The organism is Sulfitobacter sp. 1A15106 (genome assembly GCF_043556995.1).
GTDB lineage: Bacteria > Pseudomonadota > Alphaproteobacteria > Rhodobacterales > Rhodobacteraceae > Sulfitobacter > Sulfitobacter faviae.
Window position 1 is genome coordinate 296,045 of record NZ_JBIFFM010000005.1, and the last position, 13,604, is coordinate 309,648.

At 62.4% G+C, this 13,604-nt stretch carries 13 protein-coding genes and 1 tRNA gene; 5 read left to right on the forward strand and 9 right to left on the reverse strand.

Translation table 11 applies throughout. The features are described from left to right. Positions 1 to 17: 17 nt before the first annotated feature. Positions 18 to 893 carry a 3-hydroxybutyryl-CoA dehydrogenase gene (locus tag ACGYKA_RS10400; RefSeq protein ID WP_168612495.1) on the reverse strand — a complete coding sequence of 292 codons (876 nt, stop codon included), beginning with the start codon at positions 891 to 893 and terminating at the stop codon, positions 18 to 20. A 156-nt stretch (positions 894 to 1,049) separates the two neighbouring features. Here ACGYKA_RS10400 and ACGYKA_RS10405 point away from each other — a divergent pair, with 156 nt between their 5' ends. Continuing rightward, positions 1,050 to 1,883, forward strand: coding sequence for a DUF6473 family protein (locus ACGYKA_RS10405; RefSeq protein WP_394412346.1), 834 nt, complete (start codon positions 1,050 to 1,052; stop codon positions 1,881 to 1,883). Positions 1,884 to 1,956: 73 nt separating this feature from the next. On the opposite strand, the gene ACGYKA_RS10410 is transcribed toward ACGYKA_RS10405, so the two are convergent. From ACGYKA_RS10410 to ACGYKA_RS10435, 6 genes are all read right to left on the reverse strand, one after another. Next, positions 1,957 to 2,883 (reverse strand): electron transfer flavoprotein subunit alpha/FixB family protein, encoded by a 927-nt coding sequence (locus ACGYKA_RS10410; RefSeq protein ID WP_394412349.1) that lies wholly within the window; start codon positions 2,881 to 2,883, stop codon positions 1,957 to 1,959. Continuing rightward, positions 2,883 to 3,641, reverse strand: a complete 759-nt coding sequence (locus ACGYKA_RS10415; protein WP_067260591.1) for an electron transfer flavoprotein subunit beta/FixA family protein — start codon at positions 3,639 to 3,641, stop codon at positions 2,883 to 2,885. The genes ACGYKA_RS10410 and ACGYKA_RS10415 overlap by 1 nt, the downstream gene beginning before the upstream one ends. Positions 3,642 to 3,802: 161 nt before the next feature. Further along, positions 3,803 to 4,378, reverse strand: a complete 576-nt coding sequence (locus ACGYKA_RS10420) for a cob(I)yrinic acid a,c-diamide adenosyltransferase (protein WP_067260588.1) — start codon at positions 4,376 to 4,378, stop codon at positions 3,803 to 3,805. Continuing rightward, a complete protein-coding gene (locus ACGYKA_RS10425; protein WP_067260586.1) occupies positions 4,378 to 4,584 on the reverse strand; it encodes a twin transmembrane helix small protein in 207 nt (68 codons plus the stop codon). Before ACGYKA_RS10425 ends, ACGYKA_RS10420 begins: the two co-directional genes overlap by 1 nt. A 57-nt stretch (positions 4,585 to 4,641) precedes the next feature. Continuing rightward, a complete protein-coding gene (locus tag ACGYKA_RS10430; RefSeq protein WP_394412352.1) occupies positions 4,642 to 5,475 on the reverse strand; it encodes an SDR family oxidoreductase in 834 nt (277 codons plus the stop codon). 57 nt (positions 5,476 to 5,532) lie between these two features. Next, positions 5,533 to 6,225 (reverse strand): SH3 domain-containing protein, encoded by a 693-nt coding sequence (locus ACGYKA_RS10435; protein ID WP_394412354.1) that lies wholly within the window; start codon positions 6,223 to 6,225, stop codon positions 5,533 to 5,535. Between the two features lie 213 nt (positions 6,226 to 6,438). Here ACGYKA_RS10435 and ACGYKA_RS10440 point away from each other — a divergent pair, with 213 nt between their 5' ends. Beyond that, the gene (locus ACGYKA_RS10440; RefSeq protein WP_394412357.1) at positions 6,439 to 8,880 is read left to right on the forward strand and encodes a DNA topoisomerase IV subunit A; all 2,442 of its coding nucleotides are present in this window, start codon (positions 6,439 to 6,441) and stop codon (positions 8,878 to 8,880) included. 25 nt (positions 8,881 to 8,905) lie between these two features. Here the strand turns inward: ACGYKA_RS10440 and ACGYKA_RS10445 are convergent, their stop codons facing one another. Further along, positions 8,906 to 10,264, reverse strand: coding sequence for a cytochrome P450 (locus ACGYKA_RS10445; RefSeq protein ID WP_394412359.1), 1,359 nt, complete (start codon positions 10,262 to 10,264; stop codon positions 8,906 to 8,908). Between the two features lie 127 nt (positions 10,265 to 10,391). Between ACGYKA_RS10445 and ACGYKA_RS10450 the strand changes: the two genes are divergently transcribed. Together ACGYKA_RS10450 and tuf are read left to right on the forward strand one after the other, a co-directional pair. Continuing rightward, the gene (locus tag ACGYKA_RS10450) at positions 10,392 to 10,970 is read left to right on the forward strand and encodes a hypothetical protein (RefSeq protein WP_067260571.1); all 579 of its coding nucleotides are present in this window, start codon (positions 10,392 to 10,394) and stop codon (positions 10,968 to 10,970) included. Positions 10,971 to 11,132: 162 nt separating this feature from the next. Continuing rightward, entirely contained in the window at positions 11,133 to 12,308 is a 1,176-nt protein-coding gene (tuf, locus tag ACGYKA_RS10455) for an elongation factor Tu (protein WP_067260569.1), read from the forward strand. A gap of 205 nt (positions 12,309 to 12,513) precedes the next feature. Here the strand turns inward: tuf and ACGYKA_RS10460 are convergent, their stop codons facing one another. Beyond that, entirely contained in the window at positions 12,514 to 13,011 is a 498-nt protein-coding gene (locus ACGYKA_RS10460) for a DUF892 family protein (RefSeq protein WP_394412362.1), read from the reverse strand. 143 nt (positions 13,012 to 13,154) lie between these two features. Here ACGYKA_RS10460 and ACGYKA_RS10465 point away from each other — a divergent pair. After that, positions 13,155 to 13,230, forward strand: a tRNA-Trp gene (locus ACGYKA_RS10465). Positions 13,231 to 13,604: the final 374 nt, after the last annotated feature.

Sequence of the window (13,604 nt, forward strand, 5' to 3'; positions counted from 1 at the left end):
CCCAACACCCTCGCAACTCAGCGCGTCGGAACGGGCTTTTCGCCGCGGTAGTCATAGAACCCACGCTGCGTCTTGCGGCCCAACCAACCGGCTTCGACATATTTGGTCAGCAGCGGGCAGGGGCGATATTTCGTATCCGCCAACCCGTCATGCAGAACGTTCATAATGGCAAGGCAGGTGTCCAGACCAATAAAGTCCGCAAGCTCCAATGGCCCCATCGGATGGTTCGCCCCCAGCTTCATCGAACTGTCGATCGACTCGACGTTGCCGACCCCTTCGTAGAGCGTATAAACCGCCTCGTTGATCATCGGCATCAGGATGCGGTTCACGATGAAGGCGGGAAAATCCTCGGCCGAGGCGGCGGTCTTGCCCAAACGGTCCACCACAGCTTTGCAAGCGTCATAAGTCTCGCTGTCCGTGGCGATGCCGCGGATCAATTCGACCAGCTGCATCACCGGCACAGGGTTCATGAAGTGAAAGCCCATGAATTTCTCGGGCCGGTCTGTGCGGCTGGCAAGGCGGGTGATCGAGATCGAGGAAGTGTTCGAGGTCAGGATCGTCGTCGGCTTCAGATGCGGGATCAGGTCTTCAAAGATCGCCTGTTTCACCGTTTCGCGCTCGGTCGCGGCTTCGATCACCAGATCGCTTTGGCCCAGATCGCTTAGCGTCTGCGTCGTGGTGATCCGCGCCATGGCGGCGTCCCGGTCGGCGGCGGTGATCTTCTCGCGGCTGACTTGGCGGTCCATATTGCCTGTCACGGTTTTCATCGCTTTGGCCAGCGCATCGGCGCTGACATCGTTCAGCAGCACGTCGTAGCCTGCCAGCGCCATGACATGGGCGATCCCGTTGCCCATTTGCCCCGCTCCCACGATACCGATTGTCTGGATGTCCATGGCCTGTCCTTTGCTTGAGTTCGGCGCACAATAGGGCGCGTAGCGGGGGTGCCGCAAGGGCAGGTGTTTACGAAATATCACGACAAATTCGCCCGTTAACAGAATCGCAGCCCCTGCTGTGCAATCTGGCTTTGGGTGAACAAAAAGGTGGGTTCGATGACCTATGATGCAGTGGGGCCAGCGCCTCTGGACTATTTGCCATGCCGCTATGGCACGTCAAAGCTGATGTTCCGCGGCCCACGCCGCAGGTTGGAGGCGCCCTATATCGCCTTTCTCGGCGGGACTGAGACCTATGGCAAATTCATTGAAGACCCGTTTCCCGCACGGGTCGAGGCCGAGATCGGCAAGACCTGTGTGAACTTCGGCTTTCCCAACGCGGGGATCGACGCTTTTGCCCATGACCCTTTCGTTGCACAGGCCGCCTCGCAGGCAGATGTGACGGTGGTTCAGGTCATGGGGGCACAGAACATGACCAACCGTTTCTATTCCGTGCACCGGCGTCGGAACGACCGTTTCGTCGGGGCCTCCGCGCTGTTGCAGACGATCTACCGCGAGGTCGATTTCTCGCAGTTCCACTTCAACCGGCACATGCTGACCCATCTCATGCAGGTCTCGCCCGAACGGTTCGAAGCGGTGCGCGCGGAGCTTCAGCAGGCGTGGATGGCACGCATGCGTTTGATGCTGGGGCAGATACAGGGGCGCACGCTGCTGCTTTGGCTGGCTGACCGCCCGCCGGTCGCAACAGCAGCGCAGCCGCTGGGAGAGTTGGGCCATGATCCGCTGTTCGTGACACGAGAAATGTTGGACGCGGTGGCCCAGCACGCCACAGCCAAGATCGAGGTCGTCACTCCAAAAGACCCCTCTGCCGGGCCGACGGCTGGAATGGTCGTCAGTGAGTTCGAGGCGCAGGCCGCGTCGGAAATGCTGGGCCCGATGGCTCATGCCTCTGCCGCCGCCGCTTTGACCGATGCGCTGCAAAGCATGTCCTGACGCTCCCGGTAGGGGCATGCACGAAAAAGGCCCGCCGAGAACGGCGGGCCTTTGGTGTCTCATATGAGAAGCCTTACAGCTTTTCGATCAGTTCCGGCACCGCGTCGAAGAGGTCTGCCACAAGGCCGTAGTCGGCAACTTGGAAGATCGGCGATTCTTCGTCTTTGTTGATCGCGACGATGATCTTGGAGTCTTTCATCCCGGCAAGGTGCTGGATCGCACCCGAGATGCCAACCGCGACATAGAGGTCAGGGGCGACAACTTTGCCAGTCTGGCCAACTTGCCAGTCGTTCGGAGCGTAGCCCGAATCAACCGCCGCGCGGGACGCGCCAACGGCGGCGCCCAGTTTGTCGGCCAGTTTCTCGATCAGGGCAAAGTCCTCTTCGGAGCCGACGCCACGACCACCGGAAACCACCACGCCCGCGCTTGTCAGCTCGGGGCGGTCCGATTCGGCGACCTTGTCTTCGACCCATGTGGACAGGCCGGGGTTCTCGGCAGCCGAGATGGTCTCGACCGAGGCGGAGCCGCCTTCGCCTGCCGCATCGAAGGTCGATGTGCGGAAGGTGATGACTTTCTTGGCGTCGTTGGACTTCACGGTCTGCACCGCGTTGCCCGCGTAGATCGGACGCTCGAAGGTGTCGGCATCGACAACGCCGGAAGCGTCCGAGATCACCATGACGTCGAGCAGCGCCGCGACGCGGGGCATGATGTTCTTAGCGTCCGTGGTGGCGGGCGCGACGATGTGGTCGTAGTCACCGGCCAGGCTGACGATCAGCGCCGCGGTGGCTTCGGCCAGACGGTGGCCCAGCATCTCGTCCTCGGCGACCAGCACCTTGGAGACGCCATCGATCTCGGCCGCCGCTTCGCCAGCCGCCGCAGCAGAGCTGCCCGCCGCCAGAATGGTCACGTCGCCCAGTTGCTTGGCCGCGGTCACCGCCTTGGCGGTTGCGTCCATCGACAGTTCGCCGTCGGAAATCTCTGCAATCAGAAGAACAGCCATTACACAGCCCCCGCTTCTTTGAGTTTCGCCACAAGCTCGTCGACCGAGCCGACCTTGATGCCAGCGGCGCGTTCCGCGGGCTCTTCGGTCTTCACGACCTCCAAGCGGTTGGAGACGTCGACGCCGTAGTCTTCAGCGGTCTTCTCATCCAACGGCTTTTTCTTGGCCTTCATGATGTTGGGCAGCGAGGCGTAGCGCGGCTCGTTCAGGCGCAGGTCTACGGTGACCACGGTTGGCATGGTGACCTCGATGGTCTGCAAGCCGCCGTCGACTTCGCGGGTCACTTTCGCCTTGTCGCCTTCGATGGCGATGTCGGAAGCAAAGGTCGCTTGCGACCAGCCCATCAGCGCCGAGAGCATTTGCCCGGTGGCGTTCATGTCGTTGTCGATCGCCTGCTTGCCGCAGAGCACGAGGCTCGGCTGCTCTTCGTCGACCACGGCTTTGAGGATCTTGGCCACGGCCAGCGGTTCGATGTCCTTGTGCACATCGTCCGAGGCCACCACGAGGATCGCGCGGTCGGCACCCATGGCGAGGGCGGTGCGCAGCGTTTCCTGCGCTTGCTTCACACCGATGGAGACGGCGACGACCTCTTCAGCCTGACCGGCTTCCTTCAGACGAATCGCCTGTTCGACGGCGATTTCGTCGAAGGGGTTCATCGACATTTTCACATTGGCAAGATCAACACCCGATCCGTCCGCTTTGACACGAACTTTCACGTTATAGTCGATCACGCGTTTGACAGGCACCAGTACCTTCATGAGCGGTCTCTCTCCTCAGTTTGCGACGCGGGCTGGTGGCCCGGTCTCCCTAATTCTCCAGACGGGTGTAACGAAGCGGATCGGATCAAAACAGGCCAAAATCGGCAGGTTGGCAGTTTTGAACGCGGCGTTTTCCCGGTTTTTCGTCTGTTAGCGCTATTTTACGCCCGGTTCGCCCCCGGCACCCAAAGCACGTCTTCCTTGCCCGCGTTATTGGCCATCCGTGCGGCGACGAAGAACCAATCGCTCAGCCGGTTCAGATAGGTCACGCAGGCGGGGTTCACCGCCGTTTGCTCAGCAAGCAACACCGCCAGCCGCTCGGCGCGGCGCGCCACGGTGCGGCAGACATGCAGATGCGCCGCCAGCGCGCGCCCGCCGGGCAGGATGAAGCTGCGCAGCGGCTCCAACTCGGAATTCATCACGTCGATCTCACGCTCCAGCCGGTCGACCTGTTCTTGGGTGACCCGCAGGGGCGGGTATTCCGCATCCTTATCGGCTTCCATATCGGGGCGGCAGAGGTCGGCGCCCAGATCGAAAAGATCGTTTTGAATGCGCGCCAGCGCTTCATCCGTGGCGCCCTTGGCTTCGAGCCGGGCCACCCCCACGAAGCAGTTCAACTCATCCGAAGTGCCATAGGCCTCGACCCGCGCGTCATGTTTGGCGACACGGTCGCCATTGCCAAGGGCGGTGGTGCCCTTGTCCCCGGTGCGGGTGTAAATCTTGTTCAGTACAACCATCAGATCGTGCCCCCTCGGAAATAGACATATGCAAGGATCAGCAGCACGGCGATGAACTGCGCGATGATCCGCCACCGCATCAGCTTGTTGGCGTTGCGTTTGTTAAATTTGCCCCCGGTGGCAAAGCCGCCCAGCCCCATCAGGAGCACAACGGCGACCGCCACGACAGAGATCAGGACGATCACGAAAAACGGATCATTTGGCATGGGCTGTCCTTTCGTTGGCCTGAGATGTAGCGGCACCGGGCAGCCGCGCAACCAAAATCAGCGACTGGTGACCCAGTCCAGCGCCCGCGTCGGCAGGATACGCCGTAAAACACCGCCGATATGCGTTGGGGTTGTGACGAAATAGCGCGGGCGGGGTCGGGGGGATTCGACGGCGTGGACCAGCTTCTCGACCACCGCCTCGGGCGGGAGTTCGAAGCGGTCCTTCTTGCCGCTGTCGTCATAAAGCCGGGGGCGCATGGTGCTTTCATACTCCGCCGCGCGGGGGCTGTTTTGCCAATCGATCCAACGCTCGAAACGCGGAATGGCCTTGGTCCGCAGTTTCGAGGTGACGGGGCCGGGTTCGATCAGGATCACCGCGACCCCGGTGCCGCGCATCTCAAGCCGCAGGGTGTCGGTCAGACCCTCTAGCGCGAATTTCGTGGAATTATACGCGCCGCGCCACGGCATCGCGACCATGCCAAGGACCGAGGAACACTGCACGATCCGCCCATGCCCTTGCTTGCGCATCACCGGGATCACCGCGCGGGTCAGACTGTGCCAGCCAAAGAAATTCGCCTCAAATATCTCGCGCAGGGCATCGGTGGGCAGGTCTTCGACCAACCCTGGCGTGGCGTGGGCACCGTTGTTGAACAAAGCGTCGAGCGTGCCGCCGGTTTGGTCCAGCACATGGGCAAGCGCCGCGTGGATGCTGGCCTCATCGGAGTAATCGAGGCGGGGCGCGTCGAATCCTTCGGCTTGCAACCGGTCGCAATCCGCTTGTTGGCGGCAGGCAGCGAAAACGCGCCAGCCACGGGCGCGCATGCCGTGTGCGGCGGCATAGCCGATGCCGCTGGAACAGCCGGTGATGAGGATGGAACGGGTCGCAGACATGCAAAGGGCCCTTCGTTTGAAAGGCCCTTCATCGCGCGATGCTATGAGATTGGCAAGTTAGCCGTTGCTGAGCAGGAAGTCGGCCATCCAGCCGGATTCGCTGCCGTCGACGCTGCGGAAACGCACCCAGCCTGCGCCATTGTCTTCGATCACTTCGACGGCGTCGCCTTTGCCAAGCTTGCCGACCACGCCGAAGTTGGTGCCCGGACCGCCGCGGACATTGACGCGGGTGCCGTTGACTTCGCGAATGTCGGCCTGGGTCGTGCTAACAAAGGTCGCGCCGTTGTCAGCGCCTTCGATCAAGCTCGGGATGACAGCGGGCGCATTGGCGCTTGTCGTCGTGTAAGCGGCCTTTTCCACTTTGGGGGCAGGGGTGCTGACGGCCTTGGCCTTCACCACTTTCGCCCCGGCACGGTCCGCAGGGGTGGCCGCGGCCTTTTGCACCATCCCGTCATTGGCCTGCGGCAGGTCGCTCAGCGTCGTGAGGTTCAGCGCCACGCGGGTCGCTGTGGCATCACGCGCAGGGGTCCGTTCGGCGAAGGGGGTGATCGGGCTTTCCGCCTTGCGGGCCGCGTTCGCGGCAGTGGCAGTGACAAGGTTGGAAGAGGGGGTGGCGCTGGCGATCAGGGCCGCCTCAGCCGCTTCGGCGCTGGCCATTTGCGGGCCTGCGGGCACGAAATCGGCACCGCCGCTCATCTCGTAGAATGCCCAGCCCATGAAACCAAATGTCAAAAAGATGAACCGTTTCATTTTTGCTGTTCCTCGTCCCGTGTCAAACCATGTTGCTGTTGAGAGACCAACGCGAAACTTCGCGAATGGTTCATTTCTGACTGGCAAGAATTCGCATAGCCGAAAAGTATTGCTTTTTTCTCACTTGAAACCGTGCCAGCGGCCCTTTTGCCGAGTCGGTTGCGGGTAATCTGTCGCTTGCCCGCTCTGGCGTGCTTGGCTAAAAGACCCGTCATGTCAGACACAAGCACACCCCCAGAACTCGACCCGAATGACCTGTCCGAGCCGCTGCGCCGCGCCTTGGGGGATCGTTACCTGACCTATGCGCTGAGCACGATTATGCACCGGGCGCTGCCCGATGCGCGCGACGGGTTGAAGCCGGTGCACCGCCGCATCCTCTACGCCATGCGCGAGTTGCGGCTGTCCTCCACCGGGGGCTTCCGCAAATCGGCCAAGATCTCGGGCGACGTGATGGGTAACTACCACCCGCATGGCGATGCCGCGATCTACGACGCGATGGCGCGCCTGGCGCAGGATTTCAACGTGCGCTACCCGCTGGTCGACGGGCAGGGCAACTTTGGCAACATCGACGGCGATAACCCTGCGGCCTCGCGCTATACCGAGGCGCGGATGACCGCCGTGGCCGAGGCCATGCTAGAAGGGCTGAACGAAAACGCCGTTGATTTCCGCGAGAACTACGACGGCACATTGACCGAGCCGGTGGTGCTGCCGGCGCAGTTTCCGAACCTTCTGGCCAATGGCTCTTCGGGCATCGCCGTGGGCATGGCCACGAACATCCCGCCGCATAACATCGCCGAGTTGTGCGACGCCTGTATCCATCTGATCAAGACGCCGGACGCCCGCGACGACACGCTCCTGAACTATGTCCCCGGCCCGGATTTCCCCACCGGCGGCGTGATCGTCGAGCCGCCCGAGAATATCGCCAATGCCTATCGCACCGGCCGCGGCTCTTTCCGTCTGCGCTGCCGCTGGGAGGTCGAGGATCTGGGTCGCGGCGCGTGGCAGATTGTCGTCACCGAGATTCCCTATCAGGTTCAGAAGTCCAAGCTGATCGAGAAGATCGCCGAGCTGATCCAGACCAAGAAGATTCCGATTCTCGCCGATGTCCGCGACGAATCCGCCGAAGACATCCGGATGATCATTGAGCCGCGCTCGAAGAACGTCGATCCGAACGTGCTGATGGGCATGCTGTTCCGCAACTCCGATCTGGAGGTGCGATTCTCGCTCAACATGAACGTGTTGATCGACGGTCAGACGCCCAAGGTCTGCTCGCTCAAGGAAGTGCTGCGCGCCTTCCTCGACCACCGGCGCGAGGTGCTGCAGCGCCGTTCGCGGCACCGGATGGACAAGATCGACCACCGGCTTGAGGTGTTGCAGGGCTTGATCACGGCGTTTTTGAACCTCGACCGGGTGATCGAGATCATCCGCTACGACGAAGACCCCAAGGCCGCGTTGATGTACGAGGACTGGAGCCGTGCGCATCAGGATACGCTCAGCCGCGCCATGGACGAGGCCGCTTATGTCTCGCCGCTGGCGGGGGTCGATGTCTCGAAACTGGCAGTCATCGCGGATGCCGAGGCGCAGGCGACAGGCGTTCTGGCTGAAAGTGGTGACACCCGCGCCATCCCGCACAGCTACGCAGGCCGCGAGAACGGGTTGTCGGACGTGCAGGCCGAAGCGATCCTCAACATGCGCCTGCGGTCGTTGCGGCGTCTGGAGGAAGACGCGCTGGTGGCCGAGCGCGATGCGCTGATGACCGAACGTGCGGGGCTCGAAGACCTGCTGGAAAGCGAGGACCTGCAATGGTCCACCATCGCCGACCAGCTGCGCGCGACGAAAAAGCAGTTCGGCAAGGATTGGGTGATCGACGGCGTGAAGCGCGGCCAGCGTCTGACCGAGTTCGACACCGCCGGAGAGGTCGAAGACGTGCCGATCGAGGCGATGATCGACCGCGAGCCGATCACCGTGGTCTGCAGCCAGATGGGCTGGATCCGCGCCATGACCGGCCATATCGACCTGAACCGCGAGTTGAAGTTCAAGGACGGCGACGGCCCGCGCTTCATCTTCCATGCCGAGACGACGGATCGGCTGCTGGTCTTTGGCTCAAACGGGCGGTTCTACACCGTCTCCGCCGCCAACCTGCCCGGCGGGCGCGGCATGGGCGAGCCCCTGCGCCTGATGGTCGATCTGCCCAATGAGGTGCAGATCGTCTCGCTCTTCATCCACCAGCCGGGGCGCAAGCTTTTGGTGGCCTCCACCGCGGGCGACGGTTTTGTCGTGCCCGAGGATGACGTTGTGGCCCAGACCCGCAGCGGCAAGCAGGTGCTCAACGTGCGCGGCGAGGGGGTCACGGCGCTGGTCTGTCACCCCGTCTCGGGCGATAGCGTCGCCACGGTGGGCGAGAACCGCAAGGTGCTGGTCTTCGGCCTCGACGAGCTGCCCGAGATGGGCCGGGGCAAGGGCGTGCGGCTGCAGAAGTTCAAGGACGGCGGGCTGTCGGACGCCATCACTTTCACGCGCGAAGCGGGGCTTAGCTGGCAGGACCCGGCAGGCCGTACGCGGACCGAGGCCGATCTGGCGGAATGGACCGGCAAGCGCGCAAGCTCGGGCCGCATGGCCCCTCGCGGCTTCCCGCGCGACAACAAGTTCACGTGAAACACCCGCGCCCCTCGGGGCGCGGTCAGTCCAGCGGCTCGGCGGTCATCCAGACGCCGCCCTCGGGGCGCAGGGTCAGGATCATCACCGGCTCCGGGGCGCGACCCGGCACCGGCGTGAATTTGAACCGCCCCAGCAGGGTAGAGAGGATGATCACCGCCTCCTGCAGCGCAAAGCTCGCCCCGATGCAGATGCGCGGCCCGTCTCCGAAGGGCAGATAGGCGTAGCGGTCGATGGCCTTGCGATCGGCGAAACGCTCAGGCCGGAAGGCGTCTGGGTCCTCCCAGAGCAGTTCGTTGCGGCCGAGCGCGTAGATCGGGACCATCACTGTGTCCCCGGGCCGGATCTCGCGGTCGCAGAGCCTGTCGTGCTTCTGCGCCGTGCGCGAGATGATCCCGGCAGCCGGATAGAGGCGCAGCGCCTCGTCGATGATCATCCGCACCAGCGGCAATTTATCCACGTCCTCGCCGGTACAGGCGCGGCCCTGAAGCACGGCGTGCACTTCGGCGCGGGCACGTTCTTGCATCTCGGGGTCAAAGCCCATCAGATACATCGACCACGCCAGCGTCAGCGCCGTGGTTTCATGGCCCGCGACGATGAAGGTCAGCAGGTTGTCGCGCAACTCGCCGGTGTTCATCTGGCGCTTGGTCTTGGGGTCTTCGCCTTCCAAAAGCAGGTCCAACAGGTCGGGCGTGCCGTCATGGCCGCGCGCCACCCGCGCCTCGATCGCCTGATCGGCCATGGCCTTCATCTGCTTCAGCGCTTGGCCAGACATCATCCGCCCCGGGCGCGGCAGCCAGTCGGGCAGGCCGAGGATGTCGAAAAGGCTGATCTTGCCGGCCTCGGCGATATAGTCGTCGATGGCGCCATGCACCTTGTCGCGGTCGAAGGTGCCGTCGCCCGAGAAAGTCACGTCGCCGATCACGTCGAAGGTCGTCGTTACCATCTCGTCGAGCATGTTGACCGCGCGCGGCCCGGCGGCAGCGATGCGCTCAGCCGAGCGGGCGGCGGCGGCGCTCATGACCGGGGCGAGGTTGCGCACGTTGCGTTGTGAGAAAACGGGCGCAGCCGCCCGACGCTGCCAGCGCCAATGCGCGCCCTCGGCGATGAAGAGCGACTCACCGATGGCCGGGCGCAACAGGTTCTTGGTGACGTCGGACTTCGGGTAGTCCTCCAACCGGTCTAGGAGGACCTGCCGGATCGCGCCGGGGTCCATCACCATATGCCAGCGCTTGCCGGTCTTGCCCGAGACCATGGGCTGCGTCGTGGCAATCTTGGGAATGATGCTCAGCACGTTGCGCCGCGCCATCTGCAGGCTGCCGAGCATGCCGACAGGCTCGGTAACGAGCGGCACGCGAACGGGCAGGGGGCGGGCTTGGGTCATCTTGCTGTCCTCACTCTCAGTCCAAGATAGACCGGCCCGGGGACTGCGCAACTGCGGCAAATGATTGCGCCCCTTGGGCCCATCGGCTACCCCTTTTCGAAACCTTAACACCCCTGAGGGATCGCCCATGCTGAGAGTTCTTGCCCTGTTGACCTTCGTCGCGACGCTGGCCGCCTGCAACGGGGCATCCGACCTCGACAAGGCGCCGACCCCGCTGGGGGATTTCAATCTGCACCACAATATCGTGGTGGCGCCCAAGGCGCAGAAGGGGCCGCTCAGTCGCGAGGTGAGCAAGGAAGAACTGGCCGAGGCCGTGCGCGCCGCCACCGCCGAACGCTTTGATCGCTACGAGGGCGAGCGGCTCTATCACTTCGGCATCAGCGTCGAGGGCTACGTGCTGGCCCAGCCGGGCATCCCGCTGGTCTTTGCGCCTAAATCGATCCTGATCCTCAACCTGACGGTCTGGGATGACGCCAAGAACAAAAAGCTGAACCCCGAGCCGCATCAGATCACTGTTTTCGAATCCCTCGATCAGGGGCCGGTGGTGGGCTCGGGCTATACCAAATCCGCCGAGGAGCAGTTGAAGAACCTCAGCCAGAACGCCGCCAAGGCGATTGAGACCTATCTGGTCAAGCAAAACCGCGAAGAGGGGTGGTTCAACGGCGGCACAGCCCTGTCCCCCGCCGGGGAGCCCGAGGATAAATAGGCCATAGCCGGGGCGCGCCCGACCGATGCCGCAGGCCCACGGTGGGCTTTAAGTGGCGCCAAGACGCAACTCCCGCTTGATTTTACCGCTCGAACCCAATACATCGCCCGCCAGATAGGGTTCGGGTCCCCGTTGGGGCCCCTCAATTAAAAGGGCGCCACCATGGCAAAGGCAAAGTTTGAACGCACCAAACCGCACGTCAACATCGGCACGATCGGCCACGTTGACCACGGTAAAACCACGCTGACCGCGGCGATCACCAAGTATTTCGGTGACTTCCAGGCGTATGACCAGATCGACGGCGCGCCCGAAGAGAAGGCCCGCGGCATCACCATCTCGACCGCGCACGTCGAGTATGAGACCGAGAACCGTCACTACGCACACGTCGACTGCCCCGGCCACGCTGACTATGTGAAAAACATGATCACCGGTGCGGCGCAGATGGACGGCGCGATCCTGGTTGTGAACGCGGCCGACGGCCCGATGCCCCAGACCCGCGAGCACATCCTGCTTGGCCGTCAGGTTGGCATCCCCGCCATGGTCGTCTTCATGAACAAAGTTGACCAGGTCGACGACGAAGAGCTGCTCGAGCTCGTCGAGATGGAAATCCGCGAACTGCTGTCCTCCTACGACTACCCCGGCGACGACATCCCCGTCGTTGCAGGTTCCGCTCTGGCGGCGATGGAAGGCAACAAGCCCGAGATCGGCGAAGAGTCGATCAAGAAGCTGATGGCCGAAGTTGACGCCTACATCCCGACACCTGAGCGTGCCGTGGACCAGCCCTTCCTGATGCCTGTCGAAGACGTCTTCTCGATCTCCGGTCGTGGTACCGTTGTGACTGGTCGTGTCGAGCGTGGCGTGATCAACGTTGGCGACGAAATCGAAATCGTCGGCATCCGCGACACCAAGAAAACCACCTGCACCGGCGTGGAAATGTTCCGCAAGCTGCTGGACCGTGGTGAAGCTGGCGACAACATCGGCGCCCTGCTGCGCGGCGTTGAGCGTGACGGCGTTGAGCGCGGTCAGGTTCTCTGCAAGCCCGGCTCCGTGACCCCGCACACCAAGTTCGAAGCCGAAGCCTATATCCTCACCAAAGAGGAAGGTGGCCGTCACACGCCGTTTTTCGCGAACTACCGTCCGCAGTTCTACTTCCGTACAACTGACGTGACCGGCACCGTTCAGCTGGCAGAAGGCACCGAGATGGTCATGCCCGGCGACAACGTGTCCTTCGGCGTTGAGCTGATCGCACCGATCGCCATGGAAAACGGCCTGCGCTTCGCGATCCGCGAAGGTGGCCGGACTGTTGGCGCGGGCGTCGTTTCCAAAATCACCGAGTGATTTCGGAACGGACCCGGTGGGCGGCAGTCGCTCCGCAGGAGCGATGACAGCCCACCCCCTGGCCTGACCGGGGACCACGGTTCAGATATTCGAAAGGCCGCAGCGTTTGCTGCGGCCTTTTGCTTTGGCAGGGTATGCGACCCCGTTGAAACAAAAAAACCGGCCCTCGTAAGAGCCGGCTCCACTCGTTCTAATTCAGCCGCAATCAAGCGGCGTCAGCGTTCACCCCACCTTTGGTCGCGATCTCTGTCATGAGGCGGTCACCATCATAGGTGTGATCAAGCTGCTCCTGCAGTTGTGCACCATCTTCATTCTCGCCCAGACGATTGGCGAAGGCGACAACGCAGCCGTAGCCCGCCAGAGCATAGTGCACCATACGCTGATACTGCGTGATGATCATCGCATCCCGGGCATCGCTGTCGCCAAAATCTTCCTCCAGCACATGTTTATGCGCCTCTTTCACAAGGCCCTCCATCCCGTGGCAGTGCTCGCCTTCCGGGTCGAGGTCATGTTTGGCGCAGATGGACTTCAGCACATCCATGCCCTTGGCGATTCCGTTGCTGCCGTCGATCAGCGCTTCGCTAAGTTCCTTGTCTTCTGCCGCACGGCCCAGAGCGTTGGTCGCTTCGAGCGATTGCTTGCAGGCAGAATAGAGGTCTTGCAGTTGGTCGGTGTAGACGTCTTTGAGATTGTTCATAGTCATCGGTCGTCCTCCAATTTCGGGCTTAGTTCGACGGGAAAACGTAAGCTGAGCGCTCAATGTTCCCCAAAGAAGAGAATATCGGCGGAAAGGTCAGATCTGCTCTTGATCCGCCGCCCGTTTGCGACTACCCAAGCCACCGGCATAGGGGTTTAGCTCAGTTGGTAGAGCATCGGTCTCCAAAACCGAGGGTCGTGGGTTCGAGTCCCTCAGCCCCTGCCACATTTCCTTAGATTAGCGAGAGGCCGCGCGGCGTATCGTTCTTAGCGGAGTCCTGCATCCGTGAGGAGTAGGGCCGTGCCTTTGAGGCAATGGCGGTCGGCGGCAATCTATTCTTTATAAGTTTACCCACCCTAGGCCCGTCACCGCGCAAGTGTTCAGAGAGTCGCGCTGCCTCGCGGCGATTCACTCAGCATCCCCTCTATGGCGCTCCACTCGGAGATGATTCACGCGGTCATGGAGGGTTCTAGCAGTGTCATGCTGCCATCGCGGCGAAGCGCAGGGCCGGTTCCTATGGAATTAGCACGCCATTTCAGCGCCTTGCCGAAAAGTTCCCCGAAATCTCATCTTTTCTCAACTTTCTGCTTGCGGCTTTG

Coding starts and splice junctions, on each gene's coding strand:
- ACGYKA_RS10400 (WP_168612495.1), bottom strand. CDS start 893: ATGGACATCCAGACAATCGGTATCGTGGGAGCGGGGCAAATGGGCAAC.
- ACGYKA_RS10405 (WP_394412346.1), top strand. CDS start 1,050: ATGACCTATGATGCAGTGGGGCCAGCGCCTCTGGACTATTTGCCATGC.
- ACGYKA_RS10410 (WP_394412349.1), bottom strand. CDS start 2,883: ATGGCTGTTCTTCTGATTGCAGAGATTTCCGACGGCGAACTGTCGATG.
- ACGYKA_RS10415 (WP_067260591.1), bottom strand. CDS start 3,641: ATGAAGGTACTGGTGCCTGTCAAACGCGTGATCGACTATAACGTGAAA.
- ACGYKA_RS10420 (WP_067260588.1), bottom strand. CDS start 4,378: ATGGTTGTACTGAACAAGATTTACACCCGCACCGGGGACAAGGGCACC.
- ACGYKA_RS10425 (WP_067260586.1), bottom strand. CDS start 4,584: ATGCCAAATGATCCGTTTTTCGTGATCGTCCTGATCTCTGTCGTGGCG.
- ACGYKA_RS10430 (WP_394412352.1), bottom strand. CDS start 5,475: ATGTCTGCGACCCGTTCCATCCTCATCACCGGCTGTTCCAGCGGCATC.
- ACGYKA_RS10435 (WP_394412354.1), bottom strand. CDS start 6,225: ATGAAACGGTTCATCTTTTTGACATTTGGTTTCATGGGCTGGGCATTC.
- ACGYKA_RS10440 (WP_394412357.1), top strand. CDS start 6,439: ATGTCAGACACAAGCACACCCCCAGAACTCGACCCGAATGACCTGTCC.
- ACGYKA_RS10445 (WP_394412359.1), bottom strand. CDS start 10,264: ATGACCCAAGCCCGCCCCCTGCCCGTTCGCGTGCCGCTCGTTACCGAG.
- ACGYKA_RS10450 (WP_067260571.1), top strand. CDS start 10,392: ATGCTGAGAGTTCTTGCCCTGTTGACCTTCGTCGCGACGCTGGCCGCC.
- tuf (WP_067260569.1), top strand. CDS start 11,133: ATGGCAAAGGCAAAGTTTGAACGCACCAAACCGCACGTCAACATCGGC.
- ACGYKA_RS10460 (WP_394412362.1), bottom strand. CDS start 13,011: ATGACTATGAACAATCTCAAAGACGTCTACACCGACCAACTGCAAGAC.